Raw genomic sequence first — 24,943 nt, forward strand, 5'->3', positions numbered from 1 at the left:
GTTGAGGACGAGGCCCGCAAGATGTGGGCGTCGTCGATGAACATCGCCGGTGCGGGCTGGAGCGGTCAGGCCCAGGCGACCTCGTACGACACCATGGGTCAGGTCAACCAGGCGTTCCGCAACATCGTGAACATGCTGCACGGGGTGCGTGACGGTCTGGTCCGCGACGCGAACAACTACGAGCAGCAAGAGCAGGCCTCGCAGCAGATCCTGTCCAGCTAGCAGCCGAAAACTGCTGCTGTCCAATACTTTTAACTCAGGAGGACGTGAACATGAGCATTAACTACCAGTTCGGCGATGTGGACTCCCACGGCGCCACGATTCGCGCCCAGGCCGCATCGTTGGAGGCCGAGCACCAGGCCATCGTGCGCGATGTGCTGGCTGCTGGTGACTTCTGGGGCGGCGCCGGTTCGGTGGCCTGCCAGGAGTTCATCACCCAGTTGGGTCGTAACTTCCAGGTGATCTACGAGCAGGCCAACTCCCACGGGCAAAAGGTGCAGACCGCCGGCAGCAACATGGCGAGCACCGACAGCGCCGTCGGCTCCAGCTGGGCCTGACACCGCACGTTCAGGCCGGGGCTGCACACCGATCGGTGTGCGGCCCCGGTTCTTTGTGGCGCTACCCGGCCACGGGCGATCGCGGAATCAGCGAGGTGCGGAACCCGATCCGCTGAACCGCACCGTCGGACTCGCGCCCGACCATCCCGCCCAGTGGCAGCTTGGAAATGCCCGTGGCAGTCGTCGGCGACGGCGCGGCACCCCACCCGCCCGGCATGACATTGGCGTCGAGCGTGGGCAGCGGTGTAACGGACGAGACCGCTTCGGCCCAACTCGGCGGCACCGACAGGGTGCCGAGTGAGGCCGCGTGGCCTACCCCCGCCGATGCGCCCTCGCCCAGACCCCCCACGGGCCCCAGGCTTCCCAGACCACCCAAGTCCCCCGCGCCCGGGACCGCTGCGCCTCCCTCGGCGCCGATGATCGAACCCGCGCCCTGGAAATCCAGCGACAGGCCGTACACGTCCATACCAAGCCCACCGCCGTCGCCACCCAACCCTCCACCGTCGGCGCCGAGGCCGGCCACATCGGAGCCCACGCCGAACACGTCGGTCAGGCTGTTCACATTCCCGCCCAACGCAGATACCAGGCTTGAGGTCAGTCCGGATAGCGCTCCCGCCCCCGTGCTGGTGCTACTGGTAGCGGTTTTGGTCGACGCGCTGGTCAGACTCGACAGGGCACCAAGCGGCGCAGAGGCTCCCGACGATCCGAGTGACGCCCCAGTGCCCATCGCCGCCTGCGACAGACCCGCGCTGGTCGATGATCCGGGGGTTGCCAGTTGCTGGAGGGCTTGGCTCACCGAGGACATCAGCTGCGTCGACGTCGACTGGACCTTGGTGCCCGCCGTCTGCGCGACTGCGCCGGCCTGGCCGGCAAGCCCGCCCGGATTGGTCGTTTGTGGCGGTGACGTGAAGGTGCTGAACGCCGACGCGCTGGCCGAATTGGCAGCGTAGTTGTACATCGCCGTCGCATCCTGGGCCCACATCTCGCTGTATTCCGCCTCGGTGGCCATGATCGCCGGCGTGTTCTGGCCCAGCAGGTTGGTCGCGATCAGCGTCATCAGCTGGACCCGGTTGGCCACGATCAGCGGGGGCGGAACGGTCATCGCGTACGCGGTTTCGAAGGCGGCCGCGGCCGCGGTGGCCTGACCGGCCGCCTGCTCACATTGGGCAGCGGTGGCCGTCATCCACGACATGTATGGCGTGACCGCCGCCGCCATGGACATCGAAGTGGGACCCAACCACGACTCGTCGGTGAGGCTCACGATCACCGACCGGTAGCCGTCGGCGGCGGCGTTCAGTTCGGCAGCCAGCGCATCCCATCCCGCGGAGGCGGCCAGCAGCGTTGAGGGCCCCGGCCCCAAGTACATCCGGCCGGAGTTGATTTCTGGTGGCAATGCCCCAAAGTCCATCGCCTTTTCCTATCTCTTAGTTGAATTTGCTGGCCGGGTTACAAACGACTCGCGACGCTGCGCTCGGCATGCCGAAGGGCACTGGGTCGGCCGAGTACCGGCGGTAAGCCCGGGGAGGCTCCGGATCGCACCACAGACCGAGGCTCGGCGGGCCCCGCGAAGTGGGTAGTCGAATTCACAGGCATCACCATCGGCGACCGTCGGCTTTACCTCCTCGGCGAGGGCCGAACTGGCTACGTTTGCAGCGCCCGCCGCAGGGCGCACAGCGCCGCAGCTCTTGGAGTTGCTAGCCGCCGCCCATGGCGTCTCCGACGGTGCGCTCACTACCGGCGCTACGAAAAACATTTACATCTACCGACATTCGTAACATCACGTAACTTCGAGTTAACGAAAGTCAGGACGCCGTCGTCCTCAGCCGTCGTGCGTACGTGTTGAGCCCCGACGGCATCTGCTGAACTGCAGCGTCTCGTAATCAATGAAATCCATTCGTATGCCGATGATTTGAACAGCTATCCCTCGGAACGGCTGAGCTCTCTCAGAGCTCCATCAAACCAACGGCCATGCATACCAGTATTTTTGGGATCGGAGCTCAATCTCAAGTTGGCTGATGCAACACATATAAAACACATATTTGAACGGCCCGTGGTGTGATCCACCGAACATGGTTATATTTGAGGTCTCTATGAAGTTCGTGACAATTGCATGTGCGCTTGCGAGAATGTAGGAACATGACCGCAATGTCGGGATATGCGAGCAGCCAGCGGCCACGCCAGGCCATTCTCGGGCAGTTGCCGCGGATCTATCGTGCCGATGGATCACCAATTCGGGTTTTGCTGGTCGACGATGAGCCCGCACTAACCAACCTGGTGAAGATGGCGCTGCATTACGAAGGCTGGGTCGTCGACATCGCCCACAACGGGCGCGAGGCCATGGCGAAGTTCGACAGTGTCAGCCCCGACGTGCTGGTCCTCGACATCATGCTTCCCGACGTGGACGGACTGCGAATTCTGCAGCGGATCCGCGAATCCGATTCGTACACGCCCACGCTGTTCCTGACCGCACGCGATTCGGTCATGGACCGGGTGACCGGCCTGACCGCGGGCGCCGACGACTACATGACCAAGCCGTTCAGCCTCGAGGAGCTGGTCGCCCGACTGCGCGGGCTGTTGCGCCGTTCCACCCAGCAGACCCCACCGGCAGCCGAATCCCTTAAGGTCGGCGACCTGCAAGTCGATACCGCCAGTCGCGAGGTCACCCGCGACGGCACGCCGATATCGCTTTCCTCAACCGAGTTCGAATTACTTCGCTTCCTGATGCGCAATCCCCGGCGCGCGCTGAGCCGCACCGAGATCCTCGACCGGGTCTGGAACTACGACTTCGCCGGGCGCACCAGCATCGTCGATTTGTACATCTCGTACTTGAGAAAGAAGATCGACTCCGGCCGGGAGCCGATGATCCACACCGTCCGCGGTATTGGGTACATGCTGCGGCCGCCGGAATGACCCGCGAGCGGAATAGGGCATCCGGAGACCTTCCACGGTGGCTTCCGCATTCGTTGCGCCGCCAGTTGCTATTGGGCGTATTAGCAGTCGTCAGCGTCGTGCTCGCGACGGTCGGGATCGCCTCCGTGCTGAGCCTGCGCGGCTATGGTACTGCGATGAGCGACGCCGACGTCGCCGAATCCCTTGACGCACTGAGTAACTCGTACACCAAATACCGCAACGGCCAACACACTTCGGCGCACCGCAGCCCTCCGCCCATCGCACAGGCGATGCTCGAGTTCACAGATCAAACGCCGGGAAACGTCATCGCCGTGCTGCGGGAAGGCGTCGTAATCGGATCGGCGGTCTTTTCCGAACCCGAAGCGCGACCTGCGCCGGCCGACGTGGTCCGCGCCATCGAAGCGCAGCCGTGGCCCGATGACGCCCCGCCAAGGACCGTGAAACTCGCCAGCCTGGGTTCCTATCGCGTCGACAGCCGCGTCGACGGACCCGACCTCCTGGTCGTCGGGGTATCAGTAGCCCGCGCCAACCAGATCATCGCCCGCAAAAACTTCACCAACATGGCCCTGGTCGCGGCAGCTCTGGCGGTTACCGCGGGGCTTACCGTTTCGGTGGTGGGCTACACCCTTCGCCCGCTGCGACGTCTCGCCGCGACCGCCGCCGAAGTCGCCGCGATGCCGCTCACCGATGGCGACCAACGGATCAGCGTCAGGGTGCGGCCGCAGGACACCGACCCGGACAATGAAGTCGGAATCGTCGGACACACGCTGAATCGATTGCTGGACAACGTGGACGGCGCGCTGGCGCATCGTGCCGACTCTGACCTGCGGATGCGGCAATTCATCACCGACGCCAGCCATGAGTTGCGAACCCCGCTGGCGGCGATTCAGGGATATGCCGAACTGACCCGCCAGGACAGTTCGGCACTTCCGCCGACTACCGAGTACGCGCTGGCACGCATCGAGTCCGAAGCACGGCGCATGGCCCTGCTTGTCGACGAACTGCTGCTGCTCTCCCGCCTCGGCGAGGGTGAAGATCTGCAAACCCAAGACGTCGACTTGGCCGAACTGGTCATCAATGCGGTGAACGACGCGGCGGTCGCCGCGCCGACACACCATTGGGTCAAAGACCTGCCCGACGAGCCGGTGTGGGTCCGCGGGGATCACGCCCGGCTGCACCAGCTGGTCAGCAACCTGCTCAGCAACGCCAGCGTCCATACGCCGCCCGGCGTCACGGTGACGACGGGAATCACCTGCCACCGCAGCGGCCCCGAAGCGCCGTATGCGGACCTGACCGTCGCTGACGACGGGCCCGGCATCGACGCGGATCTTCTCCCCCGGTTGTTCGAGCGCTTCGCCCGCGCGGACACGTCCAGGTCCAACGGGTCAGGCATCGGGCTTGGCCTGGCCATCGTGAGTTCGATCGTCAAGGCCCATCACGGCTCGGTTACCGCCGAATCCGCCGATGGCAGAACGGTCTTTCGGGTGCGGCTTCCGATGATCGAAGATCCGCTCGCGGATACCGACTAGGCACCGATGCCGAAAACGGCGGTGACTGCGAGCGTCGTTATTGGCGTTCGCGCTTTCCGGAGGCCGGCCGCTTTCCGTGGTTGGCCTTTTTCTTCCGACGGGCGCGCTTCTTGTCGGCTCGTTTGGACATCGCGTCGCGTCCTTTCTAAGTCAGCGCCGACGCGACGAGTTCAGCGCTGAGTTTGGCCAGCCGGCTGCGGGCGCGCGGGTTCTCGACGAGCGCTGCGGCCTTTGCGAGGCGCAGACCGTCGTAGTAGCCACCGTCGACCACGGGATATGTGGGTGCCGCCAGCGTGGTCAGGATCGGCGCGGCCTCTTCAGCCGGTCGGCCGACGCGGCCGTACATGGGCAGCAGTCGGGTCCGGAACACGCCGGGATGAACGCTGAGCGCGGTGAACGAATCGCCGCTGGCCTCAGCCAGCGACCTGGTGTACATCGTCAGAGCGAGCTTGGACTGTGCGTAAGCCGCCAGCGGCCAATACTGCTCGCCGGCGAGTTTGGCCCACTTGATGTTTCCCCCAGAGTGGGTCACCGAAGATAGGTTGACGACTCGTCCACCGGCGCTGGCAAGCCGGGGCACCAGCTTCGTGGTCAGAAGGTAGGGCGCCAGGTAATTGACCTGGAAGGTCAGCTCCTGGCCGTCTTGCGTGTAGGTGCGTCCCTGCGGTGCAGCGACCGCGGCGTTGTTGACCAGCACATCCAGCGCCGGCAGGGTCGCGGCGAGCGTGTCGGCTAGGCAGGCGACCTCTTCGATATGGGCGAAGTCGGCGACGACTAGATGCAGGCGCAGCGGTTCCGCGCCGTCTTTCACCAACCGCGTCATCGCCTTCTCGCCACTGTCCAGGTCCGGAGCGTGCAGATACACGGTCGCACCTTCATCGACAAACCTGCGCGCACTTGCGTAACCGATGCCGTCGGTGGCGCCGGTGATGAGAACTGTAGGAGTGTTGGAAACGAGCTCGGACATAATGACTTTCGCTAACTGAAAGCACGACTGCAGACACCGCGCGATACAACGCGACAGCAAATGCGATCGAAATTGAATGGGAATGAAACGAATCTAGAAAGGGTGTGAAGCGTCGAACGCTAAAAAGCCTGGCTCAGAAGCTGATTCACCTACGCGACGGCGGTTCGTCGTCCCAGCCCACACCGTAACACTCCAGCACCGAAGGCACCGCGAGCGCGACAACGGTGGCGTGGGACATGGGTTCATCGCAGCAGGCCGCGACGCGTAAAAGCAACGCTGCTTAACGACTTCTTGACGCGCAAACGGTTTTCTTGATGTTTTTTTGACGCCGCGTCTCCCGAACGCATTGTGTGGAATCCCCTGTGTCAGCTTCGCTCGACCCGCGCGCTGTGCGATTGTCGCCGGGCAGAACAAGATTCGGAGTGGGAACGCCCTTGTCCCCGCCGCCCCAGGTAATAGATAGTCAGCAAGGTCGCTGCCGCGGCGACGGCCTCAGGAATCTGCGACACCGCATCAGACATGGGTCACCTCGAGACGGTCATAGGCTTCCCACCAGATGGCCTCATGCTCGACCAATGAGATCGCTCGAGTCGCCAACATAGCGTCGGCCCGGGTCAGCATGTGGACCAAGACTCGCCATTCGGTGTGCCTGCGTCGCTGGCGAGCGTCGGCGCCTTTAGGCATCAGGGCGATCGACATGGACCTGACTTGCACGCGAGCCGGGCCGGCCCGCAAAAACAGCAGCGTGCCGATACCCACATAGGCGGCCACAGCGAATCCCAGCACCGTATCGGGTGGGGACGCCACGTTGCCGAGCAGTAGGACCGCGAGCAGTGCGAGCACGGCGCCAGTTATCGGCCATCCCCGCCACAGGCGCGCGAACTGCCGATCGGCGGTACTGGCTGCGGGCGGGTAGATGGTCAACCGATAGCGCCGGACGCCGTATCGGCTGACCCGCGCATCAAACGATCCCCACGGATGCGCGCCGTCGAGCAGCCGCGACCACCACCCCGGTTTTGCCGGGAACTCCAGGGCCGGTCGGGGACTTGCTTCGACGTCTCGGTGCCGGGTCCTCCGCATGGATTCGGATATACGCCGAATTCGCGACGCCGACTATCGATCCAAACGGCATTCATACGCTTGACGCGCCAACCTTTACGCAACCTTATCGACCCGGCGGCGAACCCGGCGATCACGCGCGCGGCAGGCCCCGTCGAACCATGGGAATGTTCGAACAAATGGGCGTAAAGGAAACGTAAAGGTGCCCTGCGACGCCGTTAGGAAAGTATCAACCAATGGCTCTATCCGACCGGGCCCGCTTACGTTCAAGCTGGCCTTGCCTCCGAGGACTGCGCTGTGGCTGACTCGTTGAGGTTTTTTCGTGTGCGCGTGACCGGCTTGGGAACGGAGACAAGATGGGCGTCGTGATATTCATCGTGCTGACACTGGCGGTGTTCGCCATTCTCGGCATAGCGCAGAAGTTGGTCGAGCGGCTATGAGCTACGAAAACGTTGTCGGCTTGGTGCTTTCCGTTCTTCTTGCGCTGTACCTTTTCGGCGCCCTGCTGTTCCCGGAGAGGTTCTAGTGAGCACAACAACAGCGGGGATCATCTTCCTCCTCGTCGTCGTCGTGGCACTGGTGGCGGTGCATGTGCCCTTGGGCGATTACATGTACCGGGTGTACACGTCGGAGAAGGACCTGTATGTCGAGCGGGTGATCTATCGGCTGATCGGTGTCGATGCGCGCTCGGAGCAGACCTGGGCCGCCTACGCCCGAAGCGTTTTGGCGTTCTCGTCGATCAGCGTCCTCTTCCTGTTCGTGTTGCAGCTCGTACAGGGCAAGCTGCCGTTGCATCTGCACGATCCGGCCACCCAAATGACCCCCGGGCTGGCATGGAACACCGCGGTCAGCTTCGTCACCAATACCAACTGGCAGGCCTACTCCGGTGAGTCCACCGACGGCCATCTGGTGCAGATGGCCGGGCTGGCGGTGCAGAACTTCGCTTCGGCCGCCGTCGGCATCGCGGTGGCGATCGCGGTGGTGCGCGGTTTTGCCCGGACCCGCACCGGCGATCTGGGTAACTTCTGGGTCGACCTGGTGCGCGGCACGCTGCGCATCCTGCTGCCGATCGCCGTCATCGGCGCGATCGTGCTCATCGCGGGAGGCGCGATCCAAAACTTCCATCTGCACGACCAGGTTGTCACCACCCTTGGCGGCGCCCAGCAGACGATCACTGGCGGGCCGGTGGCCAGCCAGGAAGTCATCAAGGAGCTCGGCACCAACGGCGGCGGGTTCTACAACGCGAACTCCGCGCACCCGTTTGAGAACCCGACGACGTGGACGAACTGGCTGGAGATCTTCCTGCTGCTGGTGATCAGCTTCTCCCTGCCGCGCACCTTCGGCCGCATGGTGGGAAGCACCAAGCAGGGCTACGCGATCGCATCCATCATGGCGACGCTGTACGCGATCAGCGTGTCGTTCATGCTGTGGCTCCAGTTGCAGCACCACGGCACGGTGCCGACCTCGGTCGGCGCGGCGATGGAGGGAGTCGAACAGCGGTTCGGCATCGCCAACTCGGCGGTGTTCGCCGACTCGACAACGCTCACCTCTACCGGTGCCGTCGACTCGTTCCACGACTCCTACACCAGCCTCGGCGGGATGATCGCGCTGTTCAACATGCAGCTCGGGGAGGTCGCCCCCGGCGGCACCGGCTCTGGCCTGTACGGCTTGCTGGTCTTGGCGGTGATCACGGTCTTCGTTGCCGGGCTGATGGTCGGGCGGACCCCGGAATACCTCGGCAAGAAGATCAACCCTCGCGAAATCAAGCTCGCCGCAAGCTATTTCCTGGTCATGCCGGTGGTCGTGCTGATCGGCACTGCGATCGCGATGGCGCTGCCGGGCGAACGCGCGGGCATGCTGAACACCGGTCCGCACGGGCTATCGGAGGTCTTGTACGCGTTCACCTCCGCGACCAACAACAACGGATCGGCGTTCGCCGGAATCAGCGTCAACACCGACTGGTACAACACGGCCCTGGGGCTGGCCATGGTGTTCGGCCGATTCCTGCCGATCGTGCTCGTGCTCGCCCTGGCCGGCTCGCTGGCCAAGCAGGGCCACACACCGGAATCGGTGGGCACGCTGCCGACCCATCGGCCACAGTTCGTCGGAATGGTCGCCGGCGTCACGGTGATCCTCGTTTCCCTTACTTTCCTGCCCATGCTCGCGCTCGGGCCCCTCGCTGAAGGAATCCACTGATGACCGCGACCATCGATTCGGCTGAGCAGGCGCAGCCCGCGACCCCCACAACCAAGAATCGGGTTCAGGGCGGCCTGCTCGACCCGAAGATGCTGTGGAAATCGACGCCGGATGCGCTGCGCAAACTCGACCCGCGCACCCTGTGGCGCAACCCGGTGATGTTCATCGTCGAAATCGGTGCCGCCTGGAGCACCTGGCTGGCGATCGCTAACGAAACATGGTTCGCGTGGTTGATCGTGGTCTGGCTGTGGCTGACCGTGCTGTTTGCCAACCTCGCGGAGGCGGTGGCCGAAGGCCGCGGCAAGGCCCAGGCCGAAACGCTGCGCCGAGCCAAAACCAGCACCATGGCCCGGCGGCTCAAGGACTGGAAAGCCGGTGCCCCCGTCGTGGAGGAAGAAGTCGCGGCTCCGCTGCTGCAGCAGGGAGACATCGTCGTGGTCGAGGCCGGGCAGGTAATACCGGGTGACGGCGATGTGGTGGAGGGCATCGCCTCGGTGGACGAATCCGCGATCACCGGCGAATCGGCGCCGGTGATCCGCGAGTCCGGCGGTGACCGGTCGGCGGTCACCGGCGGCACGACCGTGCTGAGCGACCGCATCGTCGTGCAGATCACCCAAAAGCCCGGGGAAAGCTTCATCGACCGGATGATCGCGCTCGTCGAGGGTGCCAACCGGCAGAAAACCCCCAATGAGATCGCGCTGAACATCTTGTTGGCCGCGTTGACGATCATCTTCGTGTTCGCCGTCGCGACCCTGCAGCCGCTGGCGATCTACTCCAAGGTCAACAACCCCGGCGTCCCGGATACCCAGGCGCTCAACGCAAGTGGCGTCACCGGGATCGTGATGGTGTCGCTGCTGGTGTGCCTGATCCCGACGACGATCGGCGCGCTCCTGTCGGCCATCGGCATCGCCGGCATGGACCGGCTGGTGCAGCGCAACGTGCTCGCGATGTCCGGGCGCGCGGTGGAAGCCGCCGGCGACGTGAACACGCTGCTGCTCGACAAGACGGGCACCATCACCCTGGGTAACCGGCAGGCCGCCGCCTTCATCCCGGTCGACGGGGTCTCCCCAGAGCAGCTGGCCGACGCGACGCAGTTGTCCAGCCTCGCCGACGAAACACCGGAAGGACGCTCGGTCGTCGTGTTCGCCAAACAACACTTCGGGCTGCGCGCGCGCACACCGGGCGAACTCGCGCAGGCGCACTGGGTGGAGTTTTCCGCGACCACACGGATGTCGGGTGTCGACCTCGACGGGCACATGCTACGAAAGGGAGCTGCCAGCTCGGTCGCGGACTGGGTACGCGGACAAGGCGGCAACGTTCCCGCCCAGCTCGGCGAGATCGTCGACGGCATCTCCGCCAGCGGTGGCACCCCGCTGGTCGTCGGGGAGAGCATCGATGGCAAGGCGGCCGTGCTGGGGGTCATCCACCTCAAGGACGTCGTCAAGCGGGGCATGCGCGAGCGCTTCGACGAGATGCGAAAGATGGGAATCCGGACGGTGATGATCACCGGCGACAACCCGTTGACCGCGCGGGCGATTGCCGACGAGGCCGGTGTCGACGACTTCCTCGCGGAGGCCACGCCCGAGGACAAGCTCGCGCTGATCAGGCGGGAGCAAGAAGGCGGCAAACTGGTCGCGATGACCGGCGACGGCACCAATGACGCGCCGGCCCTGGCTCAGGCCGACGTGGGCGTGGCGATGAACACCGGCACGTCGGCCGCCAAAGAGGCCGGCAACATGGTCGACCTCGACTCCGACCCCACCAAGCTCATCGAGATCGTCGAGATCGGCAAGCAGCTGCTGATCACCCGCGGAGCGCTGACCACCTTCTCGATCGCCAACGACATCGCGAAGTACTTCGCGATCATCCCGGCAATGTTCGTCGCACTGTTCCCCGGGCTGGACATGATCAACATCATGCGGCTGCACAGCCCGCAGTCGGCGATCCTGTCGGCGGTGATCTTCAATGCGATCATCATCGTCATGCTGATCCCGCTCTCGCTGCGCGGCGTCCGCTACACGCCGAGCAGCGCCTCAAAACTGTTGAGCCGCAACCTCTATGTCTACGGGCTCGGCGGCATCGTCGCCCCGTTCGTCGGAATCAAGGCAATCGACCTGATCGTCCAATTCGTCCCCGGGATGTCCTGACATGAAGTTCTCCAATTTCGTCCGCATGCACTGGGCGGCTTTCCGCGCGCTGCTGGTGCTGACCGTGATCACCGGTCTCGCGTATCCGCTGTTCATCTGGCTGGTCGCGCAGATTCCGGGATTGCACGACAAGGCCGAGGGGTCGATTCTGACCGTCGACGGCAAGCCGGTCGGCAGCCGGTTGATCGGTCAGCTGTTCACCGACAAGGACGGCAACGCGCTGCCGAAGTACTTCCAGAGCCGCCCCTCGGCGGCCGGCAACGGCTACGACCCAACGTCGTCGGGCGCGAGCAACCTCGGGCCGGAAAGCGTCGTCGACACGCCCGCCGATCCGTCGCTACTGGCGGCCGGCAAGTCCGCGTCGGACGCGGGCTTCAAGCCGAGCCTGCTGACGACGGTGTGCTCGCGCAGCTCCGCCGTGGGTCAACTGGAGGGTGTGGACGGGTCGCGCCCGTTCTGCACAGGCGGCGGTGTGGGTGCGGTGCTCTCGGTGATCGGTTCCCGGGACGCCGGCGGAAACGTCATTCACCCCACCCGGGTGGTCAGCGTAAACGAGCCGTGCCAGACCACTCAGACGCCGTTCCAGACCATCTACCAGGGCGTGCGGGTGGAGTGCGCGAAGTACGGCGAGGACTACACGATCGGCCAGATCGTCCCCATCCGCGGCGCGGCACCCGCTAACCCCGCCGTGCCCGCCGACGCGGTCACCGCCAGCGGCAGCGGCCTCGACCCACACATCTCCGTGGCCTACGCCGACATCCAGATCGCCAGGGTGGCCAAGGCCCGGCACGTCAGCCCGGATCAGATACGTGATGTCGTGGCGCAGAACCGAAGCGGCCGCGCTCTTGGGGTTTTCGGTCAGCCGACGGTCAATGTGCTGCAACTCAACCTGCAACTCGACCACCGGTATCCAGTCGCGAGCTAGCACCAGGGGGGATGATGGTTGACGTGAGTGACGTCAGCCTCGGGGACCACCATCCCAAGCGCGGGGAGCTACGCATCTACCTCGGCGCGGCTCCGGGTGTCGGCAAAACGTACGCGATGCTTGGAGAAGCACACCGGCGCTTGGAACGCGGCACCGATGTGGTGGCGGCCGTGATCGAGACCCATGGACGAACCAGAACCGCGGAATTGCTTGAGGGAATCGAGATGATCCCGCCCCGCTACATCGAATATCGCGGCGGCAGCTTCCCCGAACTCGACGTGCCGGCCGTACTGGCGCGCCACCCGCAGGTCGTTCTAGTCGACGAACTCGCCCACACCAACACACCGGGCAGCAAAAACCCCAAGCGATGGCAGGATGTCGAGGAGCTGCTCGACGCCGGGATTACGGTGATTTCCACCGTCAACGTCCAGCATCTGGAGAGCCTCAACGACGTCGTCGCCCAGATCACCGGTATCGAACAGCAAGAAACGATACCGGATTCGATCGTGCGCCAGGCTTCGCAGGTCGAGCTCATCGACATCACACCGGAGGCGCTGCGCCGCAGGCTATCCCACGGAAACGTCTATGCTTCGACAAAAATCGACGCGGCGCTGTCGAATTATTTCCGCCGTGGCAATCTCACCGCGCTAAGGGAATTGGCGCTGCTGTGGTTGGCCGACCAGGTGGATACCGCGCTGGCCAAGTACCGCGCGGAAAACAAGATCACCGATATCTGGGAGGCGCGCGAGCGGGTCGTGGTGGCAGTCACCGGTGGTCCGGAATCGGAGACGCTGGTACGACGGGCATCCCGGATCGCATCGAAGTCCAGCGCCGAGCTGATGGTGGTGAATGTCATCCGCGGTGACGGGCTGGCCGGCGTGTCCGAGCGCAGGATGAGCAAGATCCGTGAGCTCGCGAGCAGCCTCGAAGCTTCCGTGCACACCGTGGTCGGTGACGATGTGCCCACGGCCCTGCTTGATTTCGCCCGTGAGATGAACGCCACTCAGCTGGTGATCGGTACGTCGCGCCGGTCCCGGTGGGCGCGCATGTTCGAGGAGGGTATCGCCCCCACGATCGTCGAGCGGTCCGGAAAGATCGATGTGCATCTGGTCACCCATGAAGAATCCAAACGCGGCTTTCGGGCAGCGTCGCTCTCGCCCCGCGAGCGGCGGGTCACCTCGTGGCTGGCGGCCTTCATCGTGCCGTCGGTCATCTGCGCGGTTACGCTCACCTGGCTGGACCCGTATCTGGAGACCGGCGGCGAGAGCGCTTTGTTCTTCGTCGGGGTGCTGCTGGTGGGCCTGCTGGGAGGCGTTGCGCCCGCGATACTTTCGGCGGTGCTGTCCGGGCTGCTGCTGAACTACTACCTGATAGCCCCGCGGCACAGCTTTACCATCGCCGAACCCAATGCCGCCGTCACCGAGCTGGTTCTGCTGATGATTGCGGTCGCGGTCGCGGTTCTTGTCGACGGCGCGACCAAACGCACCCGGGAGGCCCGCCGCGCGTCCCAGGAGGCCGAACTGCTGACGCTGTTCGCCGGGTCGGTGCTGCGCGGCGCGGATCTCGAGACGCTTCTGGAACGCGTACGAGAAACCTACTCACAGCGCGCGGTCAGCATGCTGCGGGAACCCAGCGAGGAAGATCGCGCCAGCGGGAAAAAGAGCTACGTAGTCGCCTGCGTGGGCAAAGATCCCTGCGTGACCGTTGATTCCGCCGATACCGCGATCGAGGTCGGTGACGACGAGTTCTGGATGCTGCTGGCCGGCAGGAAGCTCGCCGCGCGTGACCGCCGGGTGCTCAGCGCTGTGGCCAGGCAGGCCGTGGGTTTGATCAGACAGGGTGAGCTGGCCGACGAAGCCAGCCGGGCCGCGGCAATCATGCGAGCCGACGAGCTGCGGCGCTCGCTGCTTTCAGCGGTCAGCCACGACCTGCGCACGCCGCTGGCGGCGGCCAAGGTCGCGGTGTCCAGCTTGCGCGCCGAAGACGTCGCCTTCTCCCCGGAGGACACCGCCGAGTTGCTGGCCACCATCGAGGAGTCGATCGACCAGCTGACTGCGCTGGTCGGAAACCTGCTGGACTCCTCGCGTCTGGCCGCCGGCGTGGTACGGCCGGATCTGCGCCGGGTGTATCTGGAGGAGACGGTGCAACGCGCGCTGGTCAGCATCGGCAAGGGCGCCACCGGCTTCTACCGATCCGCCATCGACCGCGTCAAGGTCGACGTCGGTGACGCCGTGCTGATGGCCGACGCCGGGCTGCTCGAGCGAGTCTTTGCCAACCTGATCGACAACGCGCTGCGCTACGCGCCCAACTGCGTGGTCCGGGTCAACGCGGGGCGGGTGGGGGATCGCGTCCTGATCAATGTCGTCGACGAAGGTCCCGGAATCCCGAAAGGGGCCGAGGATCAGATCTTCGAATCCTTCCAGCGGATGGGTGATCACGACAACACCACCGGGGTGGGTCTCGGAATGTCGGTGGCGCGCGGCTTCGTCGAAGCGATGGGCGGCACAATCCAGGCCGGCGACACTCCGGGCGGCGGACTCACCGTCATGGTGGATCTTGCTGCGCCGCAGCGGATCGGTGCACGATGACCCGGGTGCTGGTGATCGACGACGAGCCACACATCCTGCGCGCCCTGCGAATCAATCTGTCCGTGCGAGGCTACGAGGTCATCACCGCGTCAACCGGCGCCGGAGCGCTGCGCGCCGCCGCCGAGCACAAACCTGACGTCGTCATCCTCGACCTCGGTCTGCCCGACATATCCGGTATCGAGGTGCTGGCCGGTCTGCGCGGCTGGCTGATGTCCCCGGTAATCGTGTTGTCAGCGCGCACCGATTCGTCGGACAAGGTCGAGGCCCTCGACGCCGGCGCGGACGACTACGTCACCAAACCCTTTGGGATGGACGAGTTCCTGGCCCGACTGCGCGCCGCGGTCCGCCGCAATGCCGCGGCGTCCGAAATGGATGAGCCGGTTATCGAAACCGAGGCATTCACCGTCGATCTGGCCGCCAAGAAGGTCACCAGGGACGGTGTTGAGGTGCATCTGACCCCGACCGAATGGGGCATGCTCGAGGTGCTGGTCCGCAACCGGGGTAAGCTGGTCGGCCGCGAGGAACTCCTCAAAGAGGTCTGGGGCCCGGCGTATGCCACCGAAACTCATTACCTGCGTGTATATCTGGCGCAGCTGCGACGCAAACTCGAAGACGACCCGTCACATCCCAAGCATCTGCTGACCGAATCGGGTATGGGGTATCGGTTCGAGGCGTGAACATTGTGCATCACTGTGCATCACTGTGCGCCGAACGTCGAGTTGTTCGGCGGATTCGAGCACTGTCAGCACAACGAGTCGACGTTCGCAGCTACCCGGCGATCGACAGCACGATGCCGTCCAGGATGTCGTGTTCGCTGACGGTCAGCTCATCGATGCCGGCGCGGGTGCGCAACTCACGCGCCAGTTCCTCCACCACGATCGCGCCGCCGCCGATCACGTCGGCCCGGCCCTCATGCATCGGCGGCAACCCGGCACGCTGGGATCGCGTCATGCCGATCAGGCGCTCGCACACCGCCAGCAGATCGCTGCCTGAGACACGCGAAAGATGAATGACCGTAGGGTCATACGTCGTCAGATTGTGCGCCAGCGCGGACAGCGTGGTCATCGTTCCGGCCAGTCCCACCCAGGTCCGCGCCCCTTCGACGGGCACCACGCCCAGTGCGACGTCGAGCCGCTCGCGCACCACCTGGCGGGCGGCCAGCACTTCCCCTGGTGTCGGTGGGTCCGAGTGCAGACAGCGTTCGGTCAGCCGGACACAGCCGATGTCGGCCGAGTAGCTCGCCACTACCCCGTCCCCCGCCGGCCCACCACCGAGCACGATCTCGGTGGAGCCGCCGCCCAGGTCGGCGACGACGAAAGGTGCTCCGGCGTCGTCTAATTCGCCGACAGCTCCGCGGAAGGACAACTCAGCCTCTTCGGCGCCGGTGATCACCTCGGCAACCGCGCCGGGGATTACGGCACCCAACACGTCGGCCGTCATCGCAAAGAAGACATCGCGATTGGCGACATCGCGAGCCGCCGAGGTGGCCACCATCCGCACCCGCTGGACACCATGCGCTCCCAGCAGCGAAGCGTAGTCGGCCAGCGCAGCACGGGTTCGGTCGATCGCGTCCGGTGCGAACTGACCCGTCGCATCCACGCCCTGACCCAGCCGCACGATCCGCGTCTCGCGATGCACGTCGCGCAGCTGCCCACCGCTTGCGTCGGCGATCAGCAACCGAATCGAGTTGGTGCCGCAGTCGATAGCGGCGAGCCTGCTCACCACCGCCCGGCCACCAAAACCCCGGCCATTGCCGGCTCGGCGGCCAGGATGGCCAGCGCCTCGTCGCCGAGCGGGTTGCAGCCGGGCCCCTTGGCCAGCGAGTGCGCGATCAGCACGTGCAGGCACTTGACCCGCTCCGGCATCCCCCCGGCGGAGGACGTGGTCCCTAACGGCTCGATCGCGTCGCGTTCGGCCAGATACGATTCGTGGGCGCGCCGATACGCCGCTGCCAGTTCGGAGTCCTGCCGCAACCGCTCGGACATCTCGCGCATCAACCCGGTCGTCTCCAGCCTGCTCGCTGCTGCGGCCAGCACCGGATGCGTTAGGTAGTACAACGTCGGAAATGGTGTGCCGTCAGCAAGTTTGGGCGCGGTCTTCACCACGCCGGGTTCACCGTCGGGGCACCGGTAGGCGATCTCCAGGACGCCCCGGGGCTCACGCCCGAGCTGACGCGCCACCGCTTCCAGGTCCGCACGATCAACCACCGGGAACCGTGGGATTCGGTTCGGCCGGCGGCGCGGGACCGGGCGCCCCGGGTTCCGCCGGCGGTGGTGCGTCTGCCGGAGGCACATTGGCCGGTGGCAGGTGCGGCGCGTCGGCGATGGTGTGCCACAGCGCCGTGTACCACGGGTCGTTGTTGGCTGGTTTCGCCGTCTCGCTTCCTGGCTGCGGGGACACCGCCGCCGTCGGCGGAAGTTGAACTTGGAACGGGATGTCTCCGGGCATCACGAAACCGAGGCGCTCGCGGGCCTGCGCCGCAATGTAGGCCGGGTCGGCGAGCTTGCCCTTCTTCTGCTCGAGGTCGGCGATCTGACCGCGCAACGCGGCTTGGCTTGCGGCCAACTGATCCATCTCCGTGCGCTGCGCGAAATACGTGCGCACCGGGCCCGCGATGGTCAGCGTCAGCACACAGATCATCGCGGCCAGCACCGCCGCCCGCCGCGCGGTGAAACCCAGCCGCTGGTCGGACCGCTGCTCGACGGATTCGGCAACCTGCCGCTTGATGGGTTCGACGACACGTTCGTGCAGCGTGCGCGTCGCGTCGCGGCCCACGTGGGTCGCGGTTTGCGAGGGCTTGGGGGGCTTAGAAGTCCCGGTGGAGCGACGGCGCCGAACCGAATCGCCGGCCTTCCCCGGACGCGATGCCGGGGAGCGCCGCTTCGGATCGGGCTTGGCGGCCAAACTACTTAGCCTCCGGCGCGTATCGGGGGAACGCCAGATCGCCGGCGTAGCGTGCGGCGTCGCCGAGCGCCTCCTCGATCCGCAACAGCTGATTGTATTTGGCCACGCGCTCGCTGCGGGCGGGCGCGCCGGTCTTGATCTGCCCGCTGCCGACGGCCACCGCCAGATCGGCGATCGTGGTGTCTTCCGTCTCCCCGCTGCGGTGGCTGATCATGGTGCGGTACCCGCTGTGGTGGGCCAGTGCGACGGCGTCGAGCGTCTCGGTCAGCGTGCCGATTTGGTTTACCTTCACCAGCAACGCGTTTGCCACACCTTTTTCGATGCCCTCCTCGAGCCGCTCGGGGTTGGTGACGAAGATGTCGTCGCCGACGATTTGGACCCGGTCACCGATCGCGGCCGTCAGGGCCGCCCATCCGTCCCAATCGTTCTCGTAAAGCGGGTCTTCAAGCGACACCAGCGGGTAGGAGCCCAGCAGCCCGGTATAGAACTCCGTCATCTGCTCGGCGGTGCGGGTGCTGCCCTCGAAGGTGTAGCCGGTGCCGTCGGCGTAGAACTCGTTTGCCGCCGCGTCGATGGCCAACGCAACGTCGACGCCGGGTTTGAAACCCGCCGTTTCGATGGCCGAGCTGATCAGGTCCAGGGCCGCGGTGGTGCCGGCCACATCGGGGGCGAAGCCGCCCTCGTCACCCAGTCCGGTGCTCAGCCCCTGCTTTTTCAGCACCGATTTGAGCGCGTGGTACACCTCGGCGCCCCAGCGCAGCGCCTCGGCGAAGCTGGGCGCACCGATCGGCGCCACCATGAACTCCTGAATGTCCACGGCGGTGTCGGCGTGCGCACCGCCGTTGAGGATGTTCATCATCGGCACCGGCAGGATGTGCGCATTCGGGCCGCCGATGTAACGGAACAGCGGCAGCTCTGCGGAATCGGCGGCCGCTTTGGCGACGGCCAGCGAGACACCCAGGATCGCGTTCCCACCCAGGCGGGACTTGTCGGGCGTGCCGTCGAGGTCTACCAGCGCCTGGTCCACCAACCGCTGATCGTCGGCGCTCAGTCCGATTACGACCGGACCAATCTCATCGAGCACGGATTGCACTGCCTTTTGCACGCCCTTGCCGCCGTAACGCTCACCGCCGTCACGCAACTCGACGGCCTCATGCTCCCCGGTCGACGCGCCGGACGGCACCGCCGCGCGGGCAAACGTCCCGTCCATCAGAGCTATCTCGACCTCGACCGTCGGGTTACCGCGGGAATCGAGGATCTCGCGGGCCCCGACCTGCTCGATAATCGGCACTAGTGTTCTCCTTGCCTAAACTTGCCTAGTAGCGGGCGCCGGCCCCGGGCCGCCTTAAGCGTAAAGCCTGGGTCAGCGATACATCCTGCTACAGAGGATGACCCGCCGCATAGGCGGTCGCCCAGTCCCGGACCGCCCGCGCGTAAACACCGGAGTTGTTGTAGGCCCGCAGCGCGGTGATCCACCCTCGCGGCGTCGCCAGATCTTTTCCGCGCCAACACAAATAACCCGCCGCCGAAAGCGCCGCATCGTCGATATTGTCCGGGCTGACGACGCCGTCGTTGTGAGCGTCAACCCCGTACAACCGCCACGTCTCCGGGATGAACTGCATGGGCCCCATCGCGCGCACCACCCCGGCGTTGCGCTCCGCACCGTCCTCGGTGTCGACGATGCGCAGGGTGCCCCCACTACCGTCCAGCCGAACACCCCTGATAGGGGGACTCACATCTCCGTTCGGCGCCAGCGTCGCGCCGCGATAGGTGCCGTGGTGGCTCTCGACCTGCCCGATGCCCGCCAGCGTGGTCCACGCGATGTGGCACTTCGGGTTCTCGACCTCGGCGACCCGGGCGGCGTACGCGTAAGCCTCCAGCGCGATGACCGGGATTTCCAATCCCGTCGACCGTCGCTCGGCCCATTCACGCAACTGATCGGCGGGCCGACCGCTGGCGTGAGTGTCCACCGGCGGCACCGGGTCGCCGGCCGGCGGCGGGACGCCTTCGGGGATGAACAGGCTGAGCTGCCAGGTGCAGCTGGACGCCAGAAGCATCGCGGTCGCGCCGATCACAGCGGCCGCACGCAACCAGCGCCTCGGCGACACCACGTTCTCCTAAACTCCCTCACACCAAAACTTCGGTCATCATCATCGTCCCACGGGTTTCGGGACTACCCCGGCGTTTCGGGGCTCAAGCGCACCGACCCGGTGTCGTTTCAGCTAATGGTCGATTAGCTGCCGGCAAAGGTGGCTAGCAAAGTTACATCCGCCCCAACCACGTCGATTCGTGATCTCACAGGCGACATTACCCGCGATAAACGACGGAGACGGCAAACGTTATTGTCATCGCTGCCGGGTTAATGCCACGAATCCCGAAATAGGGCCGCCTTACCGCCGGCCGCGGCGTCGCTTGGAGCCTCCGCCGGACCCTTTGGACGCTTTGGACGCAGTGCCGGGCTCATCATCGGGCTCGTCGACATCGATGTCCCCCGCGGCCGTCTCATCCGCTGATGGCGACTCTCGCGGCCAGTGCTCGCGCCACTCGTCCTCGGTGACGTCGCCCAGCGGGGCCACATCGAATTCCTCTGGCACGCTGTCCCCGCGGCGCGTGGCGGCTATCGCCCTCTCGACGCTGCGGACCGTGTCCACAAACTCCAACACCGCGGTGCGCAGTGCGCTTTCCGCATCAATATCAGCCGACACGACGATTGACGTGATATCGGCGGGGACCAGGTCGGCGGGCAGTCCGGCTTTCGCCGCGCGTTGAATCACCTTCTGCGCCAGAGCTAATGCAGGTTGACCGGTGTGGACGTCGTCCATCACCGAGTTACGCGGCTTTTCGGCAGCCTTGCGCTCTTCCCACTCGGCCAACTGGTCTTCCAGCGAAATCGACTGTCCGGCAAGAACTCCCGGAACCCGGTTGCCCAGCTTACGCATCAGCGTGGCGGCAACGTCGTCGATGGTGAAGGGCAGCTGCGGCGCGTCCTCGGCGATGCGGGCGTGGAAGAGAACCTGCAGCAACACATCGCCGAGTTCTTCGCGCAGCTGGTCGGCGTTGCCGCTGCGCACCGCGTCCAAGAGCTCGTAGGTCTCCTCCAGCAAGAACTTGCGCAACGAGTCGTGGGTTTGCTCGCTTTCCCACGGCCCGGCGGTGCGCAGTTTGTCCATCATCGCGACGGCGTCGACCAGTCGTTCGCCACGCGGCGCGTCCGGCGCCGAGATCAGCCGCGCTCCGGCCGCCAACCGCGCGGTGACGGCGGGATGGTCGGGATCGGACGACAGCAACACCGGCGCGTCGCCTCCGGAGTGCACCGGGCGCGCCGCGGCCAGCGACCAGGGCACCGCGACGGGCATCTCCTCGGTGTATTGCACCTCACCGGTGAGGAACTCGATCGCTTCGACGGGCACCAGCGATGGGCGGCGGGGGTCGAACAAGACGACGATCATCGCGCTTGTCCCCCCTCACTTGACATCGCTGCAGCACTCGTTATACCAACCTCCGTCTGTGGCTTTCCCTGCAGTGCGGTCACCAGGTTCGCCACCATCTGGACCAACTCGACGTCGCGGATGCGCTGCGCGCCGACTCCGCCGGTCCGCGGGATCGGGACCTGCACCGTGGCCGTCGTCGCACGGTAGCGCGCCGCGGGATACATCCGCTTGAGCCGCACCTGGGCGGAATCCAGCAACGTTATCGGCGAGAGCCGGACGGTCGCCTCTGACGGGGCGCTCACTTCGGTGATGCCGGCGGCGCGGCACAGCAACCGCAGCCGAGCGACCGCCACCAGCCGCTGGGCCGGTTCGGGCAACGCGCCGTAGCGATCGGTGAGCTCGTCCACAACAGCGGCGACGGCCGCATCGTCGGTGGCCGCGGCCAGGCGCCGGTAAGCCTCCAAGCGGAGCCGATCGCTGGAGATGTAGTCCGGTGGCAGGTGTGCGTCCACCGGCAGGTCGATCCGCACATCCTTGGGCTCCTCGGGGGTGGTCACCGTTTGACCGTCGGCCGCCAACCGGTAGGCCTCGACGGCCTCGCCCACCAACCTCACATACAGGTCGAACCCGACCCCGGCGACGTGCCCGGACTGCTCGACGCCCAACACATTGCCCGCGCCGCGGATCTCGAGGTCCTTGAGCGCGACCGCCATGCCCGCGCCCAGCTCGTTGTTCTGCGCGATGGTCGCCAGCCGGTCGTAGGCCGTCTCGGTCAGCGGCGCGTGAGGCGGGTAGAGGAAGTAGGCATAACCACGCTCGCGGCTGCGGCCGACCCGGCCGCGCAGCTGGTGCAGCTGGGACAGCCCGAAGGCATCGGCGCGCTCGACGATCAGCGTGTTGGCGTTGGAGATGTCCAGGCCGGTCTCGACGATCGTGGTGCACACCAGGATGTCGTGTTCGCGGTTCCAAAACCCCTGCACGGTGCGCTCCAACAGGTCCTCGGGCATCTGCCCGTGCGCGACGGCGACCCGCGCCTCGGGCACCAGCTCCCGGACCCGGGCGGCGGCCTGGTCGATCGAGCTGACCCGGTTGTGCACGTAGAAGGCCTGACCCTCGCGCAGCAGCTCGCGGCGCAGCGCCGCGGCGACCTGCTTGTCGTCGTGCGGCCCGACGTAAGTCAGCACCGGGTAGCGCTCCTCGGGGGGCGTCAGGATCGTCGACATCTCGCGAATCCCGGCCAGGCTCATCTCCAGGGTGCGGGGGATCGGGGTGGCGCTCATGGTCAGCACGTCGACGTGGGTGCGCAGCGACTTGATGTGCTCCTTGTGCTCGACGCCGAACCGCTGCTCCTCGTCGACGACCACGAGGCCCAGATCCTTCCAGCGCACCCCGGTCTGCAGCAGTCGATGCGTGCCGATGACGATGTCCACCGACCCGTCGGCCAGGCCTTCGATCACCGCCCGGGATTCGGCGGCGTCGGTGAACCGGGACAGTCCCTTGACGGTCACCGGGAATCCGGCCATCCGCTCGCCGAACGTCTGCAGGTGCTGGTCGGCCAACAGCGTGGTGGGCACCAGCACGGCGGCCTGTTTGCCGTCCTGAACCGCTTTGAACGCCGCCCGCACCGCGATCTCGGTCTTGCCGTAGCCGACGTCGCCGCAGATCACCCGGTCCATCGGCACCGGCTTTTCCATGTCCGCCTTGACCTCGGTGATCGCGGTGAGCTGGTCGACGGTCTCGGTGAAGCCGAACGCGTCCTCCATCTCGGCCTGCCACGGGGTGTCCGGCGCGAATGCGTGTCCGGCGCTGGCCTGCCGTTTGGCGTACAGCGACACCAGCTCCCCGGCGATCTCCCGCACCGCGCGGCGCGCCTTGGTCTTGGTGTTCGCCCAGTCGCTGCCGCCGAGGCGGCTCAGCGCGGGCGCTTGCCCGCCGACGTACCGTGACAGCTGATCCAGCGAATCCATTGGGACATACAGCTTGTCGGCCTGCTGGCCCCTCTTGCTCGATGCGTACTCCAGCACCAGGTATTCGCGTCGGGCGCCGCCGACGGTGCGCTCGACCATCTCCACGAACCGTCCGATGCCGTGCTGATCGTGCACCACGAGGTCGCCGGCCGTGAGCGCCAACGGGTCGACGGTGTTGCGCCGCTTGGCCGCCAGCCGCTTGCCCTCGGCGGACGTCGCCCGGTTGCCGGTCAGATCGGTCTCGGTGATGACCACCAGATCGGCGCCGGGCACGACCCCCGGTATCAAAATGCCGTCGTGCAGCGGGCCCTTCAGCACTCCGACGACACCCTGTTTGGGCGCTGGAGTGCACCCAGGGCCGGATTCCAGCATGGCGGCGGGGGTGTCGGACTCGGCCAACCGCTCCACCACCCGATGGGCGGTCCCGGTGCCGGGCGTGACTACCACGGCGTACCCGCCGGTCGTGACGTGCGCGCGCAGCATCGCGAAGATGCTGTCGATGTCATGCTGATGCCCACGCGCCGACGGAGCCGCCCGGACATCCAGCTCCACGGCCGACTCGCCGGACAGCTGGCTCAGGGTCCACCACGGATGACTCGACCGCGCCGCCGCGGCCTGCACTTCGTCCAGTTCGGCGAATCCCGACCCGCCCAGCTCTTCGACGTCGACGGGTGCGTCAGTACCCAGCGCGGCCACCGACCATGACGCCTCGAGGAATTCGCGCCCGGTCTTGATCAGGTCGGCGGCCCGGGTGCGCACCTTCTCCGGGTCGCACAGCAAGACCGGCGTGCCTTCGGCAAGCTGATCGGTCAGCAGCACGTGGTCGTCGGGCCGAAGCACCGGTAGCAGAGCCTCCATGCCGTCGACCGGGATCCCCTCGGCCAGCTTGGCCAGCATGTCGGTGACGCTGCCGGTGATGGCGGGCTCGCCCGCAGAATGCCGGACCGCCAACTGCGCGGCCCGTTCCCGCACGTCATCGGTGAGCAGCAGTTCACGACAGGCAACCGCCACGAGCGTGTCGATCTCGATCTCCGGAATGGAGCGCTGATCGGCGACGGAGAACATCCGCATTTCGCTGACCTCGTCGCCCCAGAACTCGATGCGCACCGGGTGCTCGGCGGTCGGGGGGAAGATGTCGAGGATCCCGCCGCGCACGGCGAACTCGCCGCGCCGGCCGACCATGTCCACCCGCGTGTACGCCAGCTCGACCAAGCGTGAGATCACACTCTCGAATTCGACTTCCTGGCCGGCGCTCAACGTGACCGGCTCCACCAGGCCCAGCTGCGGCGTCATGGGCTGCAGCAACGAACGCACCGCGGTCACCACCACCTGTAGGGGCGGCCCCAACCGGGCATCACCGGGACGAGCCAGCCGGCGCAGCACCATCAACCGGCTGCCGACGGTGTCGACGCCGGGCGAAAGGCGTTCGTGCGGCAGCGTCTCCCAGGACGGGAAAACCGCCACCGCGTCGCCGAAGACGCCTTTCAGCTCGGCGGTCAGGTCGTCGGCCTCGCGTCCGGTCGCGGTGACCACCAGCAAGGGACCCAGCCGCGCCAGCGCACTTGCGACGAACAATCGCGCACTGGCCGGACCGACCAGGCTCAATTCGGCTGGCCGAGCGGCTGCGCTGTCGATGAGCCGCTGGAAAGTTGGCGCCGTCAGCGCCAATTCGACGAGCCCCGCAATCGGGGTTTCTGGGCGAGCAGGCCCCGGTGCGGTCATGATGAGCCCATTCTAGGGGGCCCTCCAGTGGCGCCGAACTT

The 24,943-nt window shown here is 66.0% G+C and carries 21 protein-coding genes; 10 read left to right on the forward strand and 11 right to left on the reverse strand.

Annotation, left to right across the window (positions count from 1 at the left end; all coding sequences use genetic code 11):
• Both ACLP4W_RS14805 and ACLP4W_RS14810 read left to right on the forward strand, forming a co-directional pair.
• Nucleotides 1-222, forward strand: a 222-nt coding sequence (locus ACLP4W_RS14805) for a WXG100 family type VII secretion target (RefSeq protein ID WP_442387092.1), incomplete at its 5' end; no start/stop codon positions are given.
• 50 nt (nucleotides 223-272) lie between these two features.
• Nucleotides 273-557, forward strand: a complete 285-nt coding sequence (locus tag ACLP4W_RS14810; protein WP_442387094.1) for a WXG100 family type VII secretion target — start codon at nucleotides 273-275, stop codon at nucleotides 555-557.
• Between the two features lie 61 nt (nucleotides 558-618).
• Here the strand turns inward: ACLP4W_RS14810 and ACLP4W_RS14815 are convergent, their stop codons facing one another.
• A complete protein-coding gene (locus tag ACLP4W_RS14815) occupies nucleotides 619-1,965 on the reverse strand; it encodes a PPE family protein (protein ID WP_442387096.1) in 1,347 nt (448 codons plus the stop codon).
• Nucleotides 1,966-2,693: 728 nt separating this feature from the next.
• Here ACLP4W_RS14815 and ACLP4W_RS14820 point away from each other — a divergent pair.
• Nucleotides 2,694-3,467, forward strand: coding sequence for a response regulator transcription factor (locus ACLP4W_RS14820; RefSeq protein ID WP_442387098.1), 774 nt, complete (start codon nucleotides 2,694-2,696; stop codon nucleotides 3,465-3,467).
• A complete protein-coding gene (locus tag ACLP4W_RS14825; RefSeq protein ID WP_442387100.1) occupies nucleotides 3,464-4,996 on the forward strand; it encodes a sensor histidine kinase in 1,533 nt (510 codons plus the stop codon). The genes ACLP4W_RS14820 and ACLP4W_RS14825 overlap by 4 nt, the downstream gene beginning before the upstream one ends.
• Nucleotides 4,997-5,033: 37 nt before the next feature.
• Here ACLP4W_RS14825 and ACLP4W_RS14830 read toward each other — a convergent pair whose 3' ends face one another.
• The 3 genes from ACLP4W_RS14830 to ACLP4W_RS14840 form a co-directional block, all read right to left on the reverse strand.
• Nucleotides 5,034-5,126 (reverse strand): 50S ribosomal protein bL37, encoded by a 93-nt coding sequence (locus ACLP4W_RS14830; protein WP_442387102.1) that lies wholly within the window; start codon nucleotides 5,124-5,126, stop codon nucleotides 5,034-5,036.
• Between the two features lie 15 nt (nucleotides 5,127-5,141).
• Nucleotides 5,142-5,963: an SDR family NAD(P)-dependent oxidoreductase gene (locus tag ACLP4W_RS14835; protein WP_442387104.1), complete on the reverse strand. Its 822-nt coding sequence runs from the start codon at nucleotides 5,961-5,963 to the stop codon at nucleotides 5,142-5,144.
• Nucleotides 5,964-6,476: 513 nt separating this feature from the next.
• On the reverse strand, nucleotides 6,477-7,043 hold the full coding sequence (locus ACLP4W_RS14840) for a DUF6611 family protein (protein ID WP_442387106.1): 567 nt from the start codon (nucleotides 7,041-7,043) through the stop codon (nucleotides 6,477-6,479).
• 415 nt (nucleotides 7,044-7,458) lie between these two features.
• Here ACLP4W_RS14840 and kdpF point away from each other — a divergent pair, with 415 nt between their 5' ends.
• From kdpF to ACLP4W_RS14870, 6 genes are read left to right on the forward strand one after another with little or no spacing between them, the layout of a single operon-like run.
• The gene (gene kdpF, locus ACLP4W_RS14845; RefSeq protein ID WP_442387108.1) at nucleotides 7,459-7,548 is read left to right on the forward strand and encodes a K(+)-transporting ATPase subunit F; all 90 of its coding nucleotides are present in this window, start codon (nucleotides 7,459-7,461) and stop codon (nucleotides 7,546-7,548) included.
• Nucleotides 7,548-9,218 (forward strand): potassium-transporting ATPase subunit KdpA, encoded by a 1,671-nt coding sequence (kdpA, locus tag ACLP4W_RS14850; protein ID WP_442387110.1) that lies wholly within the window; start codon nucleotides 7,548-7,550, stop codon nucleotides 9,216-9,218. Before kdpF ends, kdpA begins: the two co-directional genes overlap by 1 nt.
• A complete protein-coding gene (gene kdpB / locus ACLP4W_RS14855) occupies nucleotides 9,218-11,365 on the forward strand; it encodes a potassium-transporting ATPase subunit KdpB (protein ID WP_442387111.1) in 2,148 nt (715 codons plus the stop codon). The genes kdpA and kdpB overlap by 1 nt, the downstream gene beginning before the upstream one ends.
• Nucleotide 11,366: 1 nt before the next feature.
• Entirely contained in the window at nucleotides 11,367-12,290 is a 924-nt protein-coding gene (locus tag ACLP4W_RS14860; protein WP_442387114.1) for a potassium-transporting ATPase subunit C, read from the forward strand.
• 11 nt (nucleotides 12,291-12,301) lie between these two features.
• Nucleotides 12,302-14,878: an ATP-binding protein gene (locus tag ACLP4W_RS14865; RefSeq protein ID WP_442387115.1), complete on the forward strand. Its 2,577-nt coding sequence runs from the start codon at nucleotides 12,302-12,304 to the stop codon at nucleotides 14,876-14,878.
• The gene (locus tag ACLP4W_RS14870) at nucleotides 14,875-15,555 is read left to right on the forward strand and encodes a response regulator (RefSeq protein ID WP_442387117.1); all 681 of its coding nucleotides are present in this window, start codon (nucleotides 14,875-14,877) and stop codon (nucleotides 15,553-15,555) included. Before ACLP4W_RS14865 ends, ACLP4W_RS14870 begins: the two co-directional genes overlap by 4 nt.
• A 91-nt stretch (nucleotides 15,556-15,646) precedes the next feature.
• Here the strand turns inward: ACLP4W_RS14870 and ACLP4W_RS14875 are convergent, their stop codons facing one another.
• The 7 genes from ACLP4W_RS14875 to mfd form a co-directional block, all read right to left on the reverse strand.
• Nucleotides 15,647-16,603 carry a Ppx/GppA phosphatase family protein gene (locus tag ACLP4W_RS14875; RefSeq protein ID WP_442387118.1) on the reverse strand — a complete coding sequence of 319 codons (957 nt, stop codon included), beginning with the start codon at nucleotides 16,601-16,603 and terminating at the stop codon, nucleotides 15,647-15,649.
• Complete coding sequence (locus tag ACLP4W_RS14880) at nucleotides 16,597-17,085, reverse strand: DUF501 domain-containing protein (protein WP_442387120.1); 489 nt, start codon at nucleotides 17,083-17,085, stop codon at nucleotides 16,597-16,599. Before ACLP4W_RS14880 ends, ACLP4W_RS14875 begins: the two co-directional genes overlap by 7 nt.
• Entirely contained in the window at nucleotides 17,078-17,782 is a 705-nt protein-coding gene (locus ACLP4W_RS14885; RefSeq protein WP_442387122.1) for an FtsB family cell division protein, read from the reverse strand. Before ACLP4W_RS14885 ends, ACLP4W_RS14880 begins: the two co-directional genes overlap by 8 nt.
• Before the next feature lies 1 nt (nucleotide 17,783).
• The gene (gene eno / locus ACLP4W_RS14890) at nucleotides 17,784-19,073 is read right to left on the reverse strand and encodes a phosphopyruvate hydratase (RefSeq protein ID WP_442387124.1); all 1,290 of its coding nucleotides are present in this window, start codon (nucleotides 19,071-19,073) and stop codon (nucleotides 17,784-17,786) included.
• A gap of 88 nt (nucleotides 19,074-19,161) precedes the next feature.
• Nucleotides 19,162-19,890, reverse strand: coding sequence for a lytic transglycosylase domain-containing protein (locus ACLP4W_RS14895; RefSeq protein WP_442387126.1), 729 nt, complete (start codon nucleotides 19,888-19,890; stop codon nucleotides 19,162-19,164).
• 282 nt (nucleotides 19,891-20,172) lie between these two features.
• Complete coding sequence (locus ACLP4W_RS14900) at nucleotides 20,173-21,231, reverse strand: nucleoside triphosphate pyrophosphohydrolase (protein ID WP_442387128.1); 1,059 nt, start codon at nucleotides 21,229-21,231, stop codon at nucleotides 20,173-20,175.
• Nucleotides 21,228-24,902: a transcription-repair coupling factor gene (gene mfd / locus ACLP4W_RS14905; RefSeq protein ID WP_442387130.1), complete on the reverse strand. Its 3,675-nt coding sequence runs from the start codon at nucleotides 24,900-24,902 to the stop codon at nucleotides 21,228-21,230. Before mfd ends, ACLP4W_RS14900 begins: the two co-directional genes overlap by 4 nt.
• Nucleotides 24,903-24,943 lie beyond the last annotated feature (41 nt).

This window comes from Mycobacterium sp. (assembly GCF_052145595.1).
Lineage (GTDB): Bacteria > Actinomycetota > Actinomycetes > Mycobacteriales > Mycobacteriaceae > Mycobacterium.